Source organism: Mesorhizobium sp. WSM4311 (assembly GCF_002295115.1).
In the GTDB taxonomy this organism is placed as follows: Bacteria; Pseudomonadota; Alphaproteobacteria; order Rhizobiales; family Rhizobiaceae; genus Mesorhizobium.
Genome location: NZ_NSFV01000009.1, coordinates 120,164 through 136,060, shown reverse-complemented (window position 1 = coordinate 136,060; position 15,897 = coordinate 120,164). Strand labels below are relative to the sequence as shown.

12 protein-coding genes and 1 pseudogene are annotated in these 15,897 nt (G+C 63.5%); 4 read left to right on the top strand and 9 right to left on the bottom strand.

The window, feature by feature from the left end; translation table 11 throughout:
• Positions 1-46: 46 nt before the first annotated feature.
• The 7 genes from CK226_RS23510 to CK226_RS23480 form a co-directional block, all read right to left on the bottom strand.
• A complete protein-coding gene (locus CK226_RS23510; protein ID WP_095793180.1) occupies positions 47-1,033 on the bottom strand; it encodes an ABC transporter substrate-binding protein in 987 nt (328 codons plus the stop codon).
• 210 nt (positions 1,034-1,243) lie between these two features.
• Entirely contained in the window at positions 1,244-2,617 is a 1,374-nt protein-coding gene (locus CK226_RS23505) for a pyruvate dehydrogenase complex dihydrolipoamide acetyltransferase (protein ID WP_095793179.1), read from the bottom strand.
• Positions 2,618-2,620: 3 nt separating this feature from the next.
• The gene (locus CK226_RS23500) at positions 2,621-3,619 is read right to left on the bottom strand and encodes an alpha-ketoacid dehydrogenase subunit beta (protein ID WP_095793178.1); all 999 of its coding nucleotides are present in this window, start codon (positions 3,617-3,619) and stop codon (positions 2,621-2,623) included.
• Positions 3,619-4,647, bottom strand: coding sequence for a thiamine pyrophosphate-dependent dehydrogenase E1 component subunit alpha (locus tag CK226_RS23495; RefSeq protein ID WP_095793177.1), 1,029 nt, complete (start codon positions 4,645-4,647; stop codon positions 3,619-3,621). The genes CK226_RS23500 and CK226_RS23495 overlap by 1 nt, the downstream gene beginning before the upstream one ends.
• Positions 4,648-4,649: 2 nt before the next feature.
• On the bottom strand, positions 4,650-5,978 hold the full coding sequence (locus tag CK226_RS23490) for an NAD(P)H-dependent oxidoreductase (protein WP_095772197.1): 1,329 nt from the start codon (positions 5,976-5,978) through the stop codon (positions 4,650-4,652).
• A 219-nt stretch (positions 5,979-6,197) separates the two neighbouring features.
• The gene (locus tag CK226_RS23485) at positions 6,198-6,971 is read right to left on the bottom strand and encodes a phosphodiesterase (RefSeq protein WP_095793274.1); all 774 of its coding nucleotides are present in this window, start codon (positions 6,969-6,971) and stop codon (positions 6,198-6,200) included.
• Between the two features lie 70 nt (positions 6,972-7,041).
• Positions 7,042-7,830: a 3-hydroxybutyrate dehydrogenase gene (locus tag CK226_RS23480; protein WP_095793176.1), complete on the bottom strand. Its 789-nt coding sequence runs from the start codon at positions 7,828-7,830 to the stop codon at positions 7,042-7,044.
• A 246-nt stretch (positions 7,831-8,076) separates the two neighbouring features.
• Between CK226_RS23480 and CK226_RS23475 the strand changes: the two are divergent.
• From CK226_RS23475 to CK226_RS23465, 3 genes and pseudogenes are all read left to right on the top strand, one after another.
• Positions 8,077-8,866: pseudogene (locus CK226_RS23475) on the top strand (acetoacetate decarboxylase).
• On the top strand, positions 8,859-10,019 hold the full coding sequence (locus CK226_RS23470) for a patatin-like phospholipase family protein (RefSeq protein ID WP_095772194.1): 1,161 nt from the start codon (positions 8,859-8,861) through the stop codon (positions 10,017-10,019). Before CK226_RS23475 ends, CK226_RS23470 begins: the two are co-directional and overlap by 8 nt.
• A gap of 414 nt (positions 10,020-10,433) precedes the next feature.
• The gene (locus tag CK226_RS23465; RefSeq protein ID WP_095793175.1) at positions 10,434-11,279 is read left to right on the top strand and encodes an MFS transporter; all 846 of its coding nucleotides are present in this window, start codon (positions 10,434-10,436) and stop codon (positions 11,277-11,279) included.
• A 163-nt stretch (positions 11,280-11,442) separates the two neighbouring features.
• Here the strand turns inward: CK226_RS23465 and CK226_RS23460 are convergent, their stop codons facing one another.
• The gene (locus CK226_RS23460; protein ID WP_095793174.1) at positions 11,443-13,020 is read right to left on the bottom strand and encodes an inorganic phosphate transporter; all 1,578 of its coding nucleotides are present in this window, start codon (positions 13,018-13,020) and stop codon (positions 11,443-11,445) included.
• 102 nt (positions 13,021-13,122) lie between these two features.
• Positions 13,123-14,337 (bottom strand): ROK family transcriptional regulator, encoded by a 1,215-nt coding sequence (locus CK226_RS23455; RefSeq protein ID WP_095793173.1) that lies wholly within the window; start codon positions 14,335-14,337, stop codon positions 13,123-13,125.
• Positions 14,338-14,557: 220 nt separating this feature from the next.
• Between CK226_RS23455 and CK226_RS23450 the strand changes: the two genes are divergently transcribed.
• Complete coding sequence (locus tag CK226_RS23450; protein WP_095793273.1) at positions 14,558-15,796, top strand: extracellular solute-binding protein; 1,239 nt, start codon at positions 14,558-14,560, stop codon at positions 15,794-15,796.
• Positions 15,797-15,897 lie beyond the last annotated feature (101 nt).

Here is a 15,897-nt window from a genome sequence, read left to right as displayed (position 1 = left end):
GAGATCCGGGATGCCGCCGAAACGACATCCCGCCCCGATTGCCGGCTCAGCCGCCGAACAGTTCCTGGAACTTCGCCTTGTCGGCGTCGGTCTTGGCGACGATCGCCTTGGTGTCGAACGGCATCACCTTGACCTTGACGCCTTCCGGCAGCCATTCGGGACGGCCGACCGAGGCACGCGCCGGCAGATAGCCCATGGACAGTGCCAGCTTCTGGCCTTCATCCGACAGAATGAAGTCGACGAACTTCTTGGCGCCGTCGACATCCCTGGCGGTCTTCATGATGGCGACCGGTTCGGTCACCGCCGGCACGCCTTCGCTCGGGAACACGAACTCGACCGGCGAGCCCTTCTTCTTGGCGTTCATCGCCATGAAGTCGACGAGGATGCCATAGGGCTTCTCGCCTGATGCCACCGACTTCAGCACGGCACCGTTGCCGCGCACGCTGACGGTGTTGTTGGTCTTAAGCTTCTGGAAGAAGTCCCAGCCATAGTTGGCATCGCCGGCAAAGCCGGAAAGCAGATAGGCGGCCGCACCCGAATAGAGCGGGCTCGGCATGACCAGGCCATCGGCATAGGCGGGTTTGGCGAGATCGGCCCAATGCTGCGGCTTTTCGGCAGCCGCAGTGTTGTAGACGATGCCGGTGGTGATCAGCTTGCTGCCGAAATAGGTCTTGTCGGCGTCATAGGCATCGGCTTCGATGCCATCGAGCTTGGCTTCGGGATAAGGCAGCAGCCGGTCGTCCTTCTTCAACAGCTCCATCGAGACCGCGTCGGCGATCAAAAGCACGTCGGGCTGCGGGCTGCCGGCGGCGAACTCGGCCGCCATCTTGGTGAGGATGTCGCTGGTCCCGGAACGATAGATGGTCACGTCGGTGCCGGGCTGCGCCTTCTTGAAGGCGTCCACGGTCTTGGCCGCGTCGGCTTCCGGCTGCGATGTGTAGAGCGTCAGTGTTTCGGCGTTTGCCACGCCGGCAAACAAAGTTGCCGCGAGCGCCAGCTGGCTGGCCAGCAGCTTGATGAGTAGCGTCTTCATGAGACCTCCTGTCTTGTCTGTGCATGACCGGTCCGGCCCCTGGCCGGCTCCCCGTCTCTTCCTCCCTGCACGGCGCATATGACTGGTGGATGACACTGCGCATGGGCAAACAGATCAGGCAACAGCCTGGCGCTGAATGCTCTCACGGCATGACGATACGGGCCCGCGGAACGGGCGTCCCACGAGCCTCAGGGCTGCTTTGACAGGCTTCTAGACCAGCATGCCCATCGGGTTCTCGATCAGCCGTTTGAAGGCGACCAGAAGTTCGGCGCCAAGGGCGCCATCAACGGCGCGATGGTCGGTCGACAGCGTCACCGACATCACGGTGGCGATTTTGATCTCGCCATTCTTGACCACCGCCCGCTCCTCGCCGGCGCCGACCGCCAGGATCGTCGCATGCGGCGGGTTGATGACAGCGGCAAAATCCTTGATGCCGAACATGCCGAGATTGGAGACGGCCGTCGTGCCGCCCTGATACTCTTCCGGCTTCAGCTTGCGGCTGCGGGCGCGGCTGGCCAGGTCCTTCATCTCGTTGGAAATGGTGGAGAGTGTCTTTTCGTCCGCATGCCGAATGATCGGCGTGATCAGGCCGCCGGGGATAGACACGGCGACGCCGACATCGGCATGCTTGTGCTTGACCATGGCGCTTTCGGTCCATGAGGCATTGGCATCCGGCACCGCCTTCAGCGCCATCGCCATCGCCTTGATGACCATGTCGTTGACCGACAGCTTGTAGGCCGGAGCCTCGCCCTTTTCGGTCTTCTTCATTGGTGCGGCCGCATTGATCTGCGTGCGCAATGCCAGCAGCGCATCGAGCTCGCAGTCGAGCGTGAGATAAAAATGCGGGATGGTGGACTTGGCCTCGACCAGGCGACGCGCAATGGTCTTGCGCATGTTGTCGTGCGGGACGAGTTCGTAGGAGCCTTGCTCGAACAACTTCAGCACCTGGTCGTCCGACATCGGCTTTGCTGACGGGACTGCTGCGGTAGCAGCGGCGGGAGCCTCAGGAATCACCGCCGAAGCCTCCTTAAAGCCACCCTTGGCAATCGCCGCGTCAATGTCCGCCTTGACCACGCGGCCGTATGGGCCGCTGCCGATGATGCTGGCAAGAGCAAGTCCTGCCTCACGAGCCAGACGTCGGGCAAGCGGTGTCGCGCGTGCGCCCGACCGCGATTGGCCAATCTCCTCCCTTGTGGGGGAGATGCCCGGCAGGGCAGAGGGGGGCGTGACCGAATGCGACGTTGGCGGGGTCCCTTCTGTCGGCTTCGCCGACATCTCCTCCACGGGTGGGGAGATTGGCCCTTTGTCCTGCTTTGCCGCAGTGACATCAGCCCCATAAGCCTCATCGTCGGCATAAATCCACGCAACCGGCGCGCCGACCGGAATGTCGATGCCTTCCTTGCCGGTGACGTCGCGCAGCACGCCGCTGGCCGGCGCGTCGATCTCCATCGCCGCCTTGTCGGTCTCGATCTCGAACAGCACATCGCCCTTCTTGACGCGCGCGCCTTCCTCGGCGAACCAGCGCGAGATCTGTCCGGTCGCCATGTCCATGTCGACCTTGGGAAGAATGACTTCGGTCGGCATGTCTCAGCGAACCCCTTTGACGAGGTCGCGCGCGGCGCTGATGATGTCGGGAACCTGTGGCACCGTGGCTTTTTCGAGCTCCGGATTGTAGGGGATCGGCGTCTCGGCACCGCCCAGCCGCACGATCGGCGCATCGAGATAGTCGAACGCCTCGCTCTCGGCGATCATCGCGCTGACCTCGGCGCCGATGCCCAGCGTCTTGACCGCCTCGTAGACGCACATCAGCCGCGACGTCTTCTTGACGCTGTCGATGACGGTCTGCTTGTCCATCGGCCGGATGGTGCGGAGGTCGACGACTTCGACGTCGATGCCTTCGGCTTCCAGCGTGGCGGCGGCGTCGAGCGCCTTCTGCACCATGATCGAGGTGGCGACGATGGTGAGGTCGCGGCCTTCGCGGCGGATGTCGGCCTTGTCGATCGGCACCGTGTAATAGCCCTCGGGAACCGGACCCTTCATCTTGTAGAGCAGCTTGTGCTCGAAGATCATCACCGGATCGGGATCGGCGACGGCCGCCAGGAGCATGCCCTTGGCATCATAGGGCGTCGCCGGCTGGATGACCTTCAGCCCAGGCACATGGCCGAGCCAGGCTTCCAGGCTCTGGCTGTGCTGAGCGGCCGCGCCTGTGCCCGAGCCCGCGGGAAAGCGCATCACCACGGGAACCGAAACCTCGCCGCCCAGCATGAAGCGCATCTTGGCCGCCTGGTTGACGATCTGCTCCATGGCGAGCGTGGCGAAATCGGAAAACTGGAACTCGAAGATCGGCCGCATGCCGGTGAGCGCCGCACCCACCGCAACGCCCGCGCCGCCCAGTTCCGAAATCGGCGTGTCGATCACCCGCTCGGTGCCATAGCGCTCGACCAGATCGCCGGTCACCTGGAAGGCGCCGCCATAGACGCCGATATCCTCGCCCATCAGGAAGACGCGTTCGTCCATGTCCATGGCGATCGCCATGGCTTCCTGGATCGCCTGGGCGTAGCTCAGTTCACGCACCATCGCGTCCATCACGCCTGCTCCGTATACACGTAATTTCCGGTCTCGCTGACGTCGGGCGACGGGCTCGCCTTGGCGAACTCAATGCCATCGGCGATCTCCTGCGCCACCTCACTGCGGATGGCTTCGATGCCCTTGTCGTCGATGAAGCCGAATTCCCGCAGTTCGTTCTCGAATAGCGTGATCGGGTCGCGGTTCGACATCCAGTCCTCGATCTCTTCCTTGGTGCGATAGCGGTTGCGGTCGCTCTTGGAATGGCCGCGATGGCGGTAGGTCTTGGACTCGATCAACGTCGGCCCCTCGCCGGCGCGGGCGCGCTCGACGGCCTTGTACGAGGCCTCGGCGACCTCCGAGAAAATGTTGCCGTTGACGATGACGCCGGGCATCGAATAGGCGGCGGCGCGGTCGGCGATGTTCTTGACCGCGGTCGAACGGGCGGTCGAAGTCGACATGCCGTAACCATTGTTTTCGCAGACGAAGATGACCGGCAGCTTCCAGACCGCCGCCATGTTGAGCGCCTCGTGGAAGGCGCCTTCATTGTTGGCGCCGTCGCCGAAGAAGGAGACGACGACCTTGCCGGTCTTCATCATCTTGGAGGAGAGTGCCGCCCCGACGGCGATCGGAATGCCGCCGCCGACGATGCCGTTGGCGCCGAGATTGCCCTTGGCGACATCGGCGATGTGCATCGAACCGCCGCGGCCCTTGCAGTAGCCGGTGGTCTTGCCGAAGAACTCGGCGAACATGCGCTTGACCTCGGCGCCCTTGGCGATGCAGTGGCCATGGCCGCGATGCGTCGAGGTGATCTGGTCATCCTCGCCAAGCGGCATGCAGATGCCCATGGCGCTGGCTTCCTGGCCGATCGACAGGTGCATGGTGCCGTGGATCAGGCCGCGCGTGTAGCTCTCCTCCGCGCCCTCTTCGAAGCGGCGGATGAGGTACATCTTGTAGAGCACCTGCTTGAGCTGCTCGGCGCTGTACTGGCGATAGACGAAAGGCAGGTTGGCGCGACTGTCCGCGACGGCTTTGCTGGCTCCGGCCATGATCAGGCTCCCACGGTTCCGTAGACGAGCTTGTCCTGGCGGGCGCGCAGTTCGGCGATCTTGGAGCCCGGGGCCGGGGCGGCATTGGCATAGGTGATAAGCTCGCCCTTCTTGATCGGCGCGGTGACCGAGCCGCCCTGCAGCAGCCCGCAGGGAATGGCCCTGGCGGCATGCGCTTCCGGCGCCGTCATGATCCAGGCGCGGTAGCAATATTCGCCGATCGCATCGAGCTTCTCGCCGGGCTGCATGTCCTTCTTGGCCACGGCGGCGACTTCGGCCACGGGCTTGGCCAGCGGCACCATGTCGGCTTTGCCGTAGAGCACGACGCGGGCACAGGTCAGCGGCACTTCGAGCGAGGTCAGGTGATAGGGGCGGTGGAAGGTGAAATACGGGCCCTTGCCCATCTTCAAATCTTCCATGCGCTCCGAAATGCGCGGATGCGACATGTCGGCGACGACGAAGACGCCGGGCGCCACGCCCTTGCCGATCGAGTAGTCGACGACGCCGACCCTGGACAGCACGCCGCCATCCTTTTCAGGCACCAGTACTTTCGAGAGCTCGCCGAGTGTCGCGGCGGGGCCGTGCATGCCGGCCTTGTCGGGCACCAGCCCGGTGGCATTGGCGATCGCCGCCATCTCGACCATGGTCTTCGAGCCGTCGACGAATTCGACCAGCATGCGCACATTCATATGCCGGCGCCTGGCCTCTTCCTCATAGGCGGGCGGCGTGGCGTCGATGTTGAGCGGATTGTTCTTGCCCTTGCCGGCCGCGACGATGGGATGGCCCATGGCCGAGACGAATTCGATCAGCTCCATGCAGGAGGACGGCTCGTCGCCGGCGCCCAGCGAATAGGTGACGCCCAGCCGGTCGGCCTCGCTCTTCAGATAGGCGCCGATGGTGACGTCGGCCTCGACATTCATCATCACCAGATGCTTGCCATGCTCCATGGCGCGCAGGCCGATCTCGGCGCCGACGGCGGGAACGCCGGTCGCGTCGATCACCACGTCGATCAGATCATTGTTGATGACCAGGCTGGCGTCATTGGTGACCGCCACCTTGCCGGCCTCCATGGCAGCCGTCATCGCCGAAGCGTTCGACACTTCACGCGCATGGCCGGTTTCCTGGAAGGCGATGTCCACCGCCTTGCTGGCGGCCGGCAGGTTCAGTTCCGAGATCGCGCCGATCTCGATGCCGGACATATGGGCGACGCGGGTGACGATGTCGGTTCCCATCTCGCCGGAGCCGATCAGGCCGATGCGGATGGGCTTGCCCGATTTGCCGCGCTCATCGAGATCGCGGGCAAGGCCCGTCAACGAAATATTGGAAGCCATACCGCTCATTCCTCCCACATTGCAGGCTTGTTCATTCGCTTGACGGGTATTGAACATCTGTATTTCTGTCAAGACTAATGTCCAAATCCGAATGCTTTTTGACGTCGCTGCGCAGACTGCGAACAAGTGTAAAAGCCCGCAGCCGCGACGGCGGCACAGGACTTGTCCACCGGCCATGGCGACTGTGTCGTCAGGACCGCTATCCAGGGATGGACGGCCTTACGGAGCCCGCTCAGCAGCGCCGACGGGAAAATCGTGAAAATGCACGATCGCCCCCTCCGCATCGATCAAGATCACGGCATAGGCGGGCGGCTCGTGCCCCAGGCTCCAGCTCTGCGAAAAATCGAGCGCGGTCTGGTGGTTGGTGCTGCGCAGCGTGCTGACCGGTATTCCGCGCCAGCTGCCGGCGATCTGCCGGTGGACATGGCCGGCGAAGATATGGCGGACATTGCCGTGGCGCGACAGCACGTCATGGAAGGCATCGGCGTCCGCAAGCCTGACCTCATCGAGCACCGGCATGTGTATCCGGAACGGCGGGTGATGCATGAACAGGAAGACCGGCCGGTTGCCCGCCTCTTGCAGCCGTTCGTCGAGCCAGTCGAGGCGCGCCGGGCAGAGCCTGCCCTCGACATGGCCGCTGTCCAGCGTGTCGAGCAGGATCAGCCGGCCCTCTGTGCCATCGAACACGCTCTGCACGAACCCCTGCTCGGCGGCGGCATCGGGGAACATTTCGAGGAAAAGCGCCCGGTCGTCATGGTTGCCGAGCATCAGCCGGCAGGGCGGCGAAAATCGCGCCAGCCCGTCCCGCAACGCCGCATAGGCCGCACGCTCGCCGTCATTGGTCAGGTCGCCCGAGATCACCACCAGTTCGGCATCGCCATGTTTCTTGCCGATGTCGGCCAGGCAGGCCTCCAGCCTTGCGAGCGGATCGGAACCGTAGAGCAGCCCACCCGGCGTCATCAGATGCGGGTCGGAGAGCTGGATGATTTTCATGGAACTGTCCGTACCCTTCCCGCCGGTGCCGCGTGGCGCCGGCCAGAACACGCGACGCTCGATTGCCCCTCTACTGTGCCGTCCAGCCGCCGTCCATCGGCAAGGTCGTGCCGGTGATCTGCCTGGCGGCATCCGAGCACAGGAACAGCGTCAGCGCGGCAAGTTCCTCCACGGTGACGAATTCTTTCGTCGGCTGTGCGGCGAGCAGCACGTCATGCTTGACCTGTTCCTCGGTCATGCCGCGCGCCTTCATCGTGTCGGGGATCTGCTTTTCGACCAGTGGCGTCCAGACATAGCCGGGCGCGATGGCGTTGACTGTGATGCCGTCCTGCGCGACTTCCAGCGCCACCGTCTTGGTCAGCCCTGCAATGCCATGCTTGGCCGACACATAGGCCGATTTGAACGGCGAGGCGACCAGCGCGTGCGCCGAAGCCGTGTTGATGATGCGGCCCCATTTGCGCGCCTTCATGCCCGGCACCGCAGCCTTGATGGCATAGAAGGCCGCCAGAAGATTGATGCGGATGATGGCTTCCCATTTGTCGTCGGGAAACTCCTCGATCGGCGCGACATGCTGGATGCCGGCATTGTTGACTAGGATGTCGAGACTGCCGAACGCCGCCTCGGCATCATGCACCATGGCGCTTACCGCCCCCCCATCCATCATGTTGGCGTCGGAGTAGCGGCACTTGACGCCGAAATCCCTCTCGATGCCCAAGCGCTCCTGCTCGATGGCCGCGGGGTCGCCAAGACCATTGATGGTGACGTTGGCGCCCTCGGCGGCGAAAGCGCGGGCAATGGCCAGGCCGATACCGCTGGTCGAGCCGGTGACGAGGGCATTCTTCGAAGTCAGGGAACCCATGGTGATCTCACGAACGGTGGGAGGGGAATGACAGCATATAATTGTGCGTCGCAACATGACAATGACAGAGCCATGTGTCGGTGCGATTACAGCCAGACGACAGCACCGGCATGGCCTCGCCCCACTGCGAAACCATGGTCTTTCGGCTGACACGGCACTGTCATGGCGCCGTGCAACATAATCGGTTGCGCATTCGCGCGGTCATTCCTGAACGAAATTCATCCGACAGAACCTTGGGGGTGCAGCTTGGAAATCGCCGATGTCGTGAAGCGCGCCTATGCGATGCCGCTGACCAACCCGTCCTTCCCGCCAAGTCCCTACCGGTTCTTCGACCGCGAATACATCATCATCACCTATCGCACGACACGCGAGGCGCTGGAGGCCGTCGTGCCGGCGCCCCTGGAGATCGACGAACCGCTGGTCAAGTATGAATTCATCCGCATGCTCGACTCCACCGGCTTCGGCGACTATACCGAGACCGGCCAGGTCATTCCGGTGAAGTACAAGGGCCAGCATGGCGGCTACGTCCACTCGATGTATCTCGACGACGACGCGCCGATCGCCGGCGGCCGTGAGCTGTGGGGCTTTCCGAAGAAACTGGCCAATCCCAAGATCGTCCATGAAGGCGAGGTGATCGTCGGCACGCTGCATTATGGCAGCGTTCTGTGCGCCACCGGCACGATGGGCTACAAACACCGGGAAGCTGATCATGATTCCGTGCTCGCCGCGCTCGCCGCGCCCAATTTCCTGATCAAGATCATCCCGCATGTCGACGGCGGCCCGCGTATCTGCGAGCTGGTGCGCTATTACCTCACCGACATCACGCTGAAGGAGGCCTGGACGGCGCCGGCGGCGCTTGATCTCAGGCCCCACGTCATGGCCGACGTGGCCAAGCTGCCGGGTGCTCGACATCGTCTCCGCCGTCCACTTCAAGGCCGATTTGACGCTTGGGTTGGGCGAGGTTGTCCACGACTATCTTGCCGATCACAGCCGGCTCGCAACCAGCACAACCCAGCCGGAGAAAATTCGTGCTTGAACGCTATCGAAACAAGGAAGCCGCCGCCACGATCGCGGAGATCTCGGCGCAATATGACCGCATCGCTTTGGTGTTCCAGGGCGGCGGCGCGCTCGGCGCCTACCAGGCCGGCGTCTATCAGGCGCTGGCCGATGCCGGCTGCGAGCCGAGCTGGCTGTCGGGCGTGTCGATCGGCGCCATCAACGCCTCGATCATCGCCGGCAACGAGTCCAGCCGCCGCCTGCAGCGGCTCGAACAGTTCTGGCAGACCATCTCGGGCCGCAAGATCTGGGCCTATACGCCGGAAGGCGACATCTACCGCGACATCCGCAACCGTACCTCGTCGTGGATGACCATGACCATGGGCCAGCCCGGCTTCTTCAAGCCGCGCAATCCCAACCCCTGGTTCGAGCATCCCGGCGCCGAGGGCGCCACCAGCTTCTACGACACCGCCGAGCTGAAGGACACGCTGGAGAGCCTGATCGATTTCGACATCCTCAACGACGGCAAGAAACGGCTGAGCGTCGGCGCGGTCAATGTGCGGACCGGCAACTTCGTCTATTTCGATACCGACAAGGTCCGCATCGGGCCCGAGCACATCATGGCCAGCGGCGCGCTGCCGCCGGCCTTTCCGTCGGTCCGCATAGAAGGCGAGTACTATTGGGACGGCGGCATCGTCTCCAACACGCCGCTGCAATATCTGCTCGACCAGGAAGAGGACCGTTCGTCGCTGGTGTTCCAGGTCGACCTGTTCAGCGCGCGCGGCGTGCTGCCGCGCAGCATGCCGGACGTGCTGTCGCGCCACAAGGACATCATGTATTCCAGCCGCACGCGCCAGAACACCGACAATTTCAAGCGCATTCATGGCCTGAAGATGCGCCTGCTCGAGGCGCTGAAGCGCGTGCCCAAGGAGCAGCTGACGCCGGCGGAAGAAGCGCTGATCGCGGACTATTCGGATGCCGGCCTGGTCAACATCGTGCACCTGATCTACCAGCACAAGGGCTATGAAGGTCACGCCAAGGACTACGAGTTCTCCGGCACCTCGATGCGCGAGCATTGGGACACGGGCCTGGAAGACACGCAACGCACCTTGCGCCATCGCAAATGGCTGACACTGCCGACCAATGCCGACGGCGTCACCATCCACGATCTGCACCGCGAAGACCCGACCTGACATTTGCGTCCAGGACAAGCGGAGCAATCTTACGGAATCCTTCGCCGGTTGATCAACCGGCGCGGCGCATCGTGCCTATCAGAAGCGCTGCCAGGCATGCGGGACAAGGATGCGATCCGCCTGGCCGTCACCATGAGTTCCGCGGCAGGTCGGCGAAACTACGGTGCGACCGCGTAGGCACGCCTTCGAGCAAGCCCGGCCGGACTGTGAAGTTCTTCTTCACAGCCTATCAAGATTGTCGCGGATATTGGCTCGCTGAAAGCGGGCGTACATTTGAGCAGGCAAATGCGCTAGCGCGTTTCACCGTTTCATGGAAACGGCGAACCGCTCTAACTCTTTGTTTTGACGCAATTCCAGACGGAAAACCGCTCACACTTTTCCTGGAATTGCCCTGGGCTTAATGGAGTACCGCTGATGACCGTCGAAGCTGTTTCCCCTGCTATCGTTCCGTCGCGTGACGCCTGGCGCGGCCTGCTCTGGTTTGCGCCGCTCACGTTGCTTTGGCTTCTGGTGATCTACAGATGGCCGGCGATCCCGGCCACCGGCATTCCGACCACGGCCCACCAGCTCGCGGCCCACGGGCTCATCGCGCTGGGATTGTGGCTCGGCCTCGAACACACGAGCCTGACGCCAGCTCAACGCCGCACGACCTGGCTGGCGATCATGATCCCGGACACGCTGTGGCTCGCCTTCGCCTGGAGCGCCGCGATCAACGGCTTCTTCCACGCGGACACCGCGTCTTTTCCGGTATTGCCATCGGCGATCTTCCTGCCGGTGATCATCGGGGCGCCGCTCCTGCTGCTCTCGAAGCGGATCGGGCTGGTGCTCGATGCGATGCCAGCGCGCTGGCTCGTGATGCTTCAGCTCTACCGCGTGTTCGGCACCTGGGCTATCGCGGCCTGGCTGCGTGGCACACTGCCTGGCGTTTTCGCAGCGCCGGCAGGCATCGGCGACATGCTGACCGGTTTGTTCGCGTTGCCGGCTGCGATCGCAGTGGCGACCGGCACAGACAAAGGCCGGAGGGCGGCAACTCTCTGGAACATCCTCGGGCTTGCCGACTTCGCTGTCGCGATCACCATGGGCATGATCACCTCGCCCGGCCCATTGCAGTTGATTGTCCCGGATGTGCAGAGCATCGGCGCAGGCGATTATCCGGGTGTGCTGACCCCTGCATTCGTGGTGCCAAGCTCGATCCTGCTGCACATGTTGTCGCTACGCCAGCTGCGCCGCCGTAACAGGGCGGACGTTGTGCGGCGGTGAGCCTCGGCTGGAGCCGGCCAACCATTCCATCGAAAGCTGAACCGTTCGAAGCGGCGCGCCCGCTTGGGAAGACGCACGCTCTGACTCTTCATTGGTCTTCGCAGGATAGGCCGAGAAAGAGAACGGCGCCGCAGGTGGCGCCGTTCTCTTGAGGGTCTGACGCTCAGAACACCTGGCGGAAGACGATGAACAGCACGAAGGCAAGCGCGATCGAGCACGGCAGGGTCAACACCCAGGCCAGCAGCAGGTTGCGCACCGTCGACCATTGCAGGCCTGAGCCATTGGCGGCCATCGTTCCGGCGACGCCCGACGACAGCACATGGGTGGTCGAAACCGGCAGGCCGAGCCGGTCGGCCATGCCGATGGTCACCATGGCGACGAGTTCGGCCGCCGCGCCCTGGCCATAGGTCAGGTGGCTCTTGCCGATCTTCTCGCCGACCGTGACGACGATGCGTTTCCAGCCGACCATGGTGCCGAGACCCAGCGCCAGCGCCACCGCGATCTTCACCCAGAGAGGGATGAACTTCGTCGCATTGTCGACGGCCTTGTGGTAGTCGGTCACCGCCTTGAGATCGGCGCCCTGCATCGGCAACAGCTGCTTCTTGTCGATCAGCTTGAGCGCCTCGCCGATCAGATAGATGTCGTTGCGGGCGTTGCTGACCAGATCGGTCGGCACGTTGTCGACCGACGCATAGGGCTGCAGTCCCGCCGTCGTGTTGTGGATGTAGGTCTGCAGCGCGACCGTTGTCTTGTCGCTCCAGCTGCGGGTGCGCACGGCATCCTGGACGGCTGCCTTGGCATCCTTGGCATCCGTGACGGTGACGCCGGGCTTCGCATATTTGCCCAGCGCCGTTTCGACATTGGCTGAAGCCGACTTGTAGGCTTCGAGATAGTTGATGTCGGGCGTGCGGTTCAGCGCATAGGCCGTCGGCACCACGCCGATCAGGATCAGCATGATCAGGCCCATGCCCTTCTGCCCGTCATTGGAGCCATGCGCGAAGCTGACGCCGGTGCAGGTGAAGATCAGCAGGCCGCGGATCCACCAAGGCGGCGGAGCATTGCCTTTCGGGGCTTCGTAGAGGGCCGGATTGCGAACCAGAAGCTTCATCGCATAGAGCAGGATCGCGGCGGCGAAGAAACCGATGATCGGCGACACCAGCAAGGTCACGCCGACATTGGTCGCCTGTGACCAGTCGACGCCGCTGGTGGCGCTGCCGGACGGCGCCATGAACTGGTTGGCGAGGCCTACGCCGATGATCGAGCCGAGGAACCAGGTGCCGAGGTTCCACAGGATCGCGGCGACGAGCAGCGCGAACACCATGGCAAAGCCGGAGGAGGAGCCGACCTGCAGGATCAGCTCGACCGGCAGCAGCGACAGGATGCCGAAGGCCACCGCGCCGCTGGAGGTGAGAACGCCGAGGAAGTTGAAGACCCCCGACCACATGACGGCGAATTCGGCCGGCAGGGAGCGCGTGTAGATGACGGTCGCCACAGCATTGGCGGTGTCGTGGAAGCCGTTGACGAATTCGAAGCCGAGCGCGATCAGCAAGGCGATGCCGAGCAGGATCCACGGCACGGTCTTGGCCACCGCCAGGTCCTGGCTCAGCGCGTAGCCGACATAGACCACGCCGACCAGAACCAGCACGCCGAAGGCCGGCAGGAACCACTTCGCGCCGCCCGAACTGTCCAGCGGATGATCCGGTCTCGGAATGCCCGCCTCACTAGACACTATGTCCACCATGTCCCACTCCTATTGCATTGCAGCAAAGAACTGGAAAAGACGCTATGTCCGCACGATGAACCCTGTGTGACGCCGAAATAAGGGTCTCCGCCTTGGGAGCTCCTATGCCGGAGCGGAACGCGTCTTCAGGATCGCCGAGAACAGCGGATCGAAGGCGCGGCTGATCGGCGCCGCGGCCGCACCGAGCGCGATCGACCAGGGGTCGGTGGTGCCGAGTTGCAGGCGAGGCAACATTCTTGCGGGCCGGTCGGCGATCGACGGCAGCAGCGGGTGCATTGCCTCGACAAGCCGGCGCGCCAGCGCTTCCGGCGCGCCACTGGTCAGGATCACGGTCTGCGGATCGAAGATCGTCTCGATGAGATGCACGCTCCAGCGCAGATCATGCGCTGCCCCGTCGATCCAGGCCATCATCTTGGCATCCTCGGCCAGCACCAGGGCGTTCATCTGTTCGTAGATATCACTGTCCGCCGGATTGAGGCCTAGATGCTGGTAGAGCGAGGCCAGCGAGGCGCGGTGCTCGAGCGGCGTCGAGCCCGGTCCGGCGGGCGCCAGCAGCGCCATGCCGATTTCGCCGGCATTGCCATGGCCGCCGCTGTAGAGTTCGCCATTGAGGATCAGCCCGGCGCCGATGCCGTAGCCGACATAGAGACAGACCGCGTGGTCGACGCCATGTGCCGCGCCGACGATACGTTCGGCAGTGGCGCAGGCGGCGGCATCGTTCTGCAGGCCGACATTCAGCCCCGTGCCTTTGGCCAGCGCCTCCAGCAGCGGAAACTTCTGCCAGGCCGGCATCATCCATTTGTCGTCCGAATCCTTCAGTCCGAAAGGACCGGGCATGGCAACACCGAGACCGACCAGCCGTTTTTCCGACTGGACCGAAATGCTGGCCAGGTCACGGCGCACACCGGCGATCAGCTTCAGGATGATCTCGACACCCTTCGACGGCTCATCGAAAGGCAGGTTCGCCTCGGCCCGCGCCAGCACGCTGCCCATCAGGTCGACGGCCACGGCGCGCGTCAGATGGCGGTCTATATGCAAGCCGATGGCGAAGGCGCCTTCAGGCACCAGCCTGTAGGGCGTCGACGGCTGCCCCCTGCCCTTGCGCACCGCGTCGAGCGCGACGACCAGGCCGTCGCTTTCGAGATCTTCGATGATGTTGGAGACCGCCTGCTTGGTGAGCTGCGTCGCCCGCGCCAGGTCGGCCCGCGACAGGGCGCCATTGAGACGCAGCGCCTCGATCATGACCCGGCGGTTGTGTGCGCTGGTGCCTTCCTGGTTGGTGCCGCTTTTGGCGCGGATCGGGCTGATGTCATCCACCGGCTTTTCCCCTCTTGACTCCATTAGAATATTGATCGACTAATTAAGTCAAGCGAGTTGACTTAATGCAAACTGAATGTCCCAGAACAAGATGGCCAAGGGCTTCCGCCTGTCGCCACCGGTCAGCCGGGTAAGCATCAGGTCACGCGACATGGATCCGGGAAGGCGAAGCGAAACGCCCGCATCGCCGGCCCGTCAACGCCGGAAATGGGAGAAGAAGATGCTTAAGACAATCACCAAGACACTGGTCGGCGCGGTCTTCGCCGGAGGACTGCTCGTCCCTCACGCTTTCGCCGAAACGACGCTCAATGCGCTGTTCATGGCGCAGGCCGCCTACAGCGAGGCCGACGTGCGCGCCATGACGGACGCCTTCACCAAGGCCAATCCTGACGTCAAGGTCAATCTCGAATTCGTTCCCTACGAAGGCCTGCACGACAAAACCGTGCTGGCCCAGGGTTCGGGCGGCGGCTACGACGTCGTGCTGTTCGACGTCATCTGGCCGGCCGAATACGCCACCAACAAGGTGCTGGTCGACGTTTCGTCGAAGATCACCGACGACATGAAGAAGGGCGTGCTGCCCGGCGCCTGGACCACGGTCCAGTACGACGGCAAATACTATGGCATGCCGTGGATTCTCGACACCAAATACCTGTTCTACAACAAGGACATCCTGGAAAAGGCCGGCATCAAGACGCCGCCGAAGACCTGGGAAGAGCTTGGCGCGCAGGCCAAGACCATCCAGGACAAGGGCCTGCTGAAGACGCCGATCGCCTGGAGCTGGTCGCAGGCCGAGGCCGCGATCTGCGACTACACCACGCTGGTCAGCGCCTATGGCGGCGACTTCCTCAAGGACGGCAAGCCGGACTTCCAGAATGGCGGCGGCCTCTCGGCGCTGAAATACATGGTCGACAGCTACAAGTCCGGCCTCACCAACCCGAATTCCAAGGAATTCCTGGAAGAGGACGTGCGCAAGGTCTTCGAAAACGGCGACGCCGCCTTCGCGCTCAACTGGACCTACATGTACAACATGGCCAACGATCCGAAGGACTCGAAGGTCGCGGGCAAGGTCGGCGTGGTGCCGGCGCCGGGTGTCACCGGCATCAGCGAGGTGTCGGCCGTCAACGGGTCGATGGGCCTCGGCGTCACCGCGGTCTCGAAGCATCCGGACGAAGCCTGGAAATACATCGAATACATGACCTCGCAGGCGACGCAGAACCAGTACGCCAAGCTGTCGCTGCCGATCTGGGCCTCGTCCTATGACGACCCGGCCGTCACCAAGGGCCAGGAAGAGCTGATCGCCGCCGCCAAGCTCGGCCTCGCCGCCATGTATCCGCGTCCGACCACGCCGAAATACCAGGAACTGTCGACCGCGCTGCAGCAGGCCATCCAGGAATCGCTGCTTGGCCAATCGTCGCCGGAAGACGCCCTGAAGACCGCCGCGCAAAACAGTGGCCTCTGAGGCATTGTTCTCCAGTTGCGGGCGGCACTACAGGGCCGCCCGTCCCTTGGACGCGCAAAGGACGCTGTAGCACTTCTGATCTTGCGCATGATCCTTTCCGG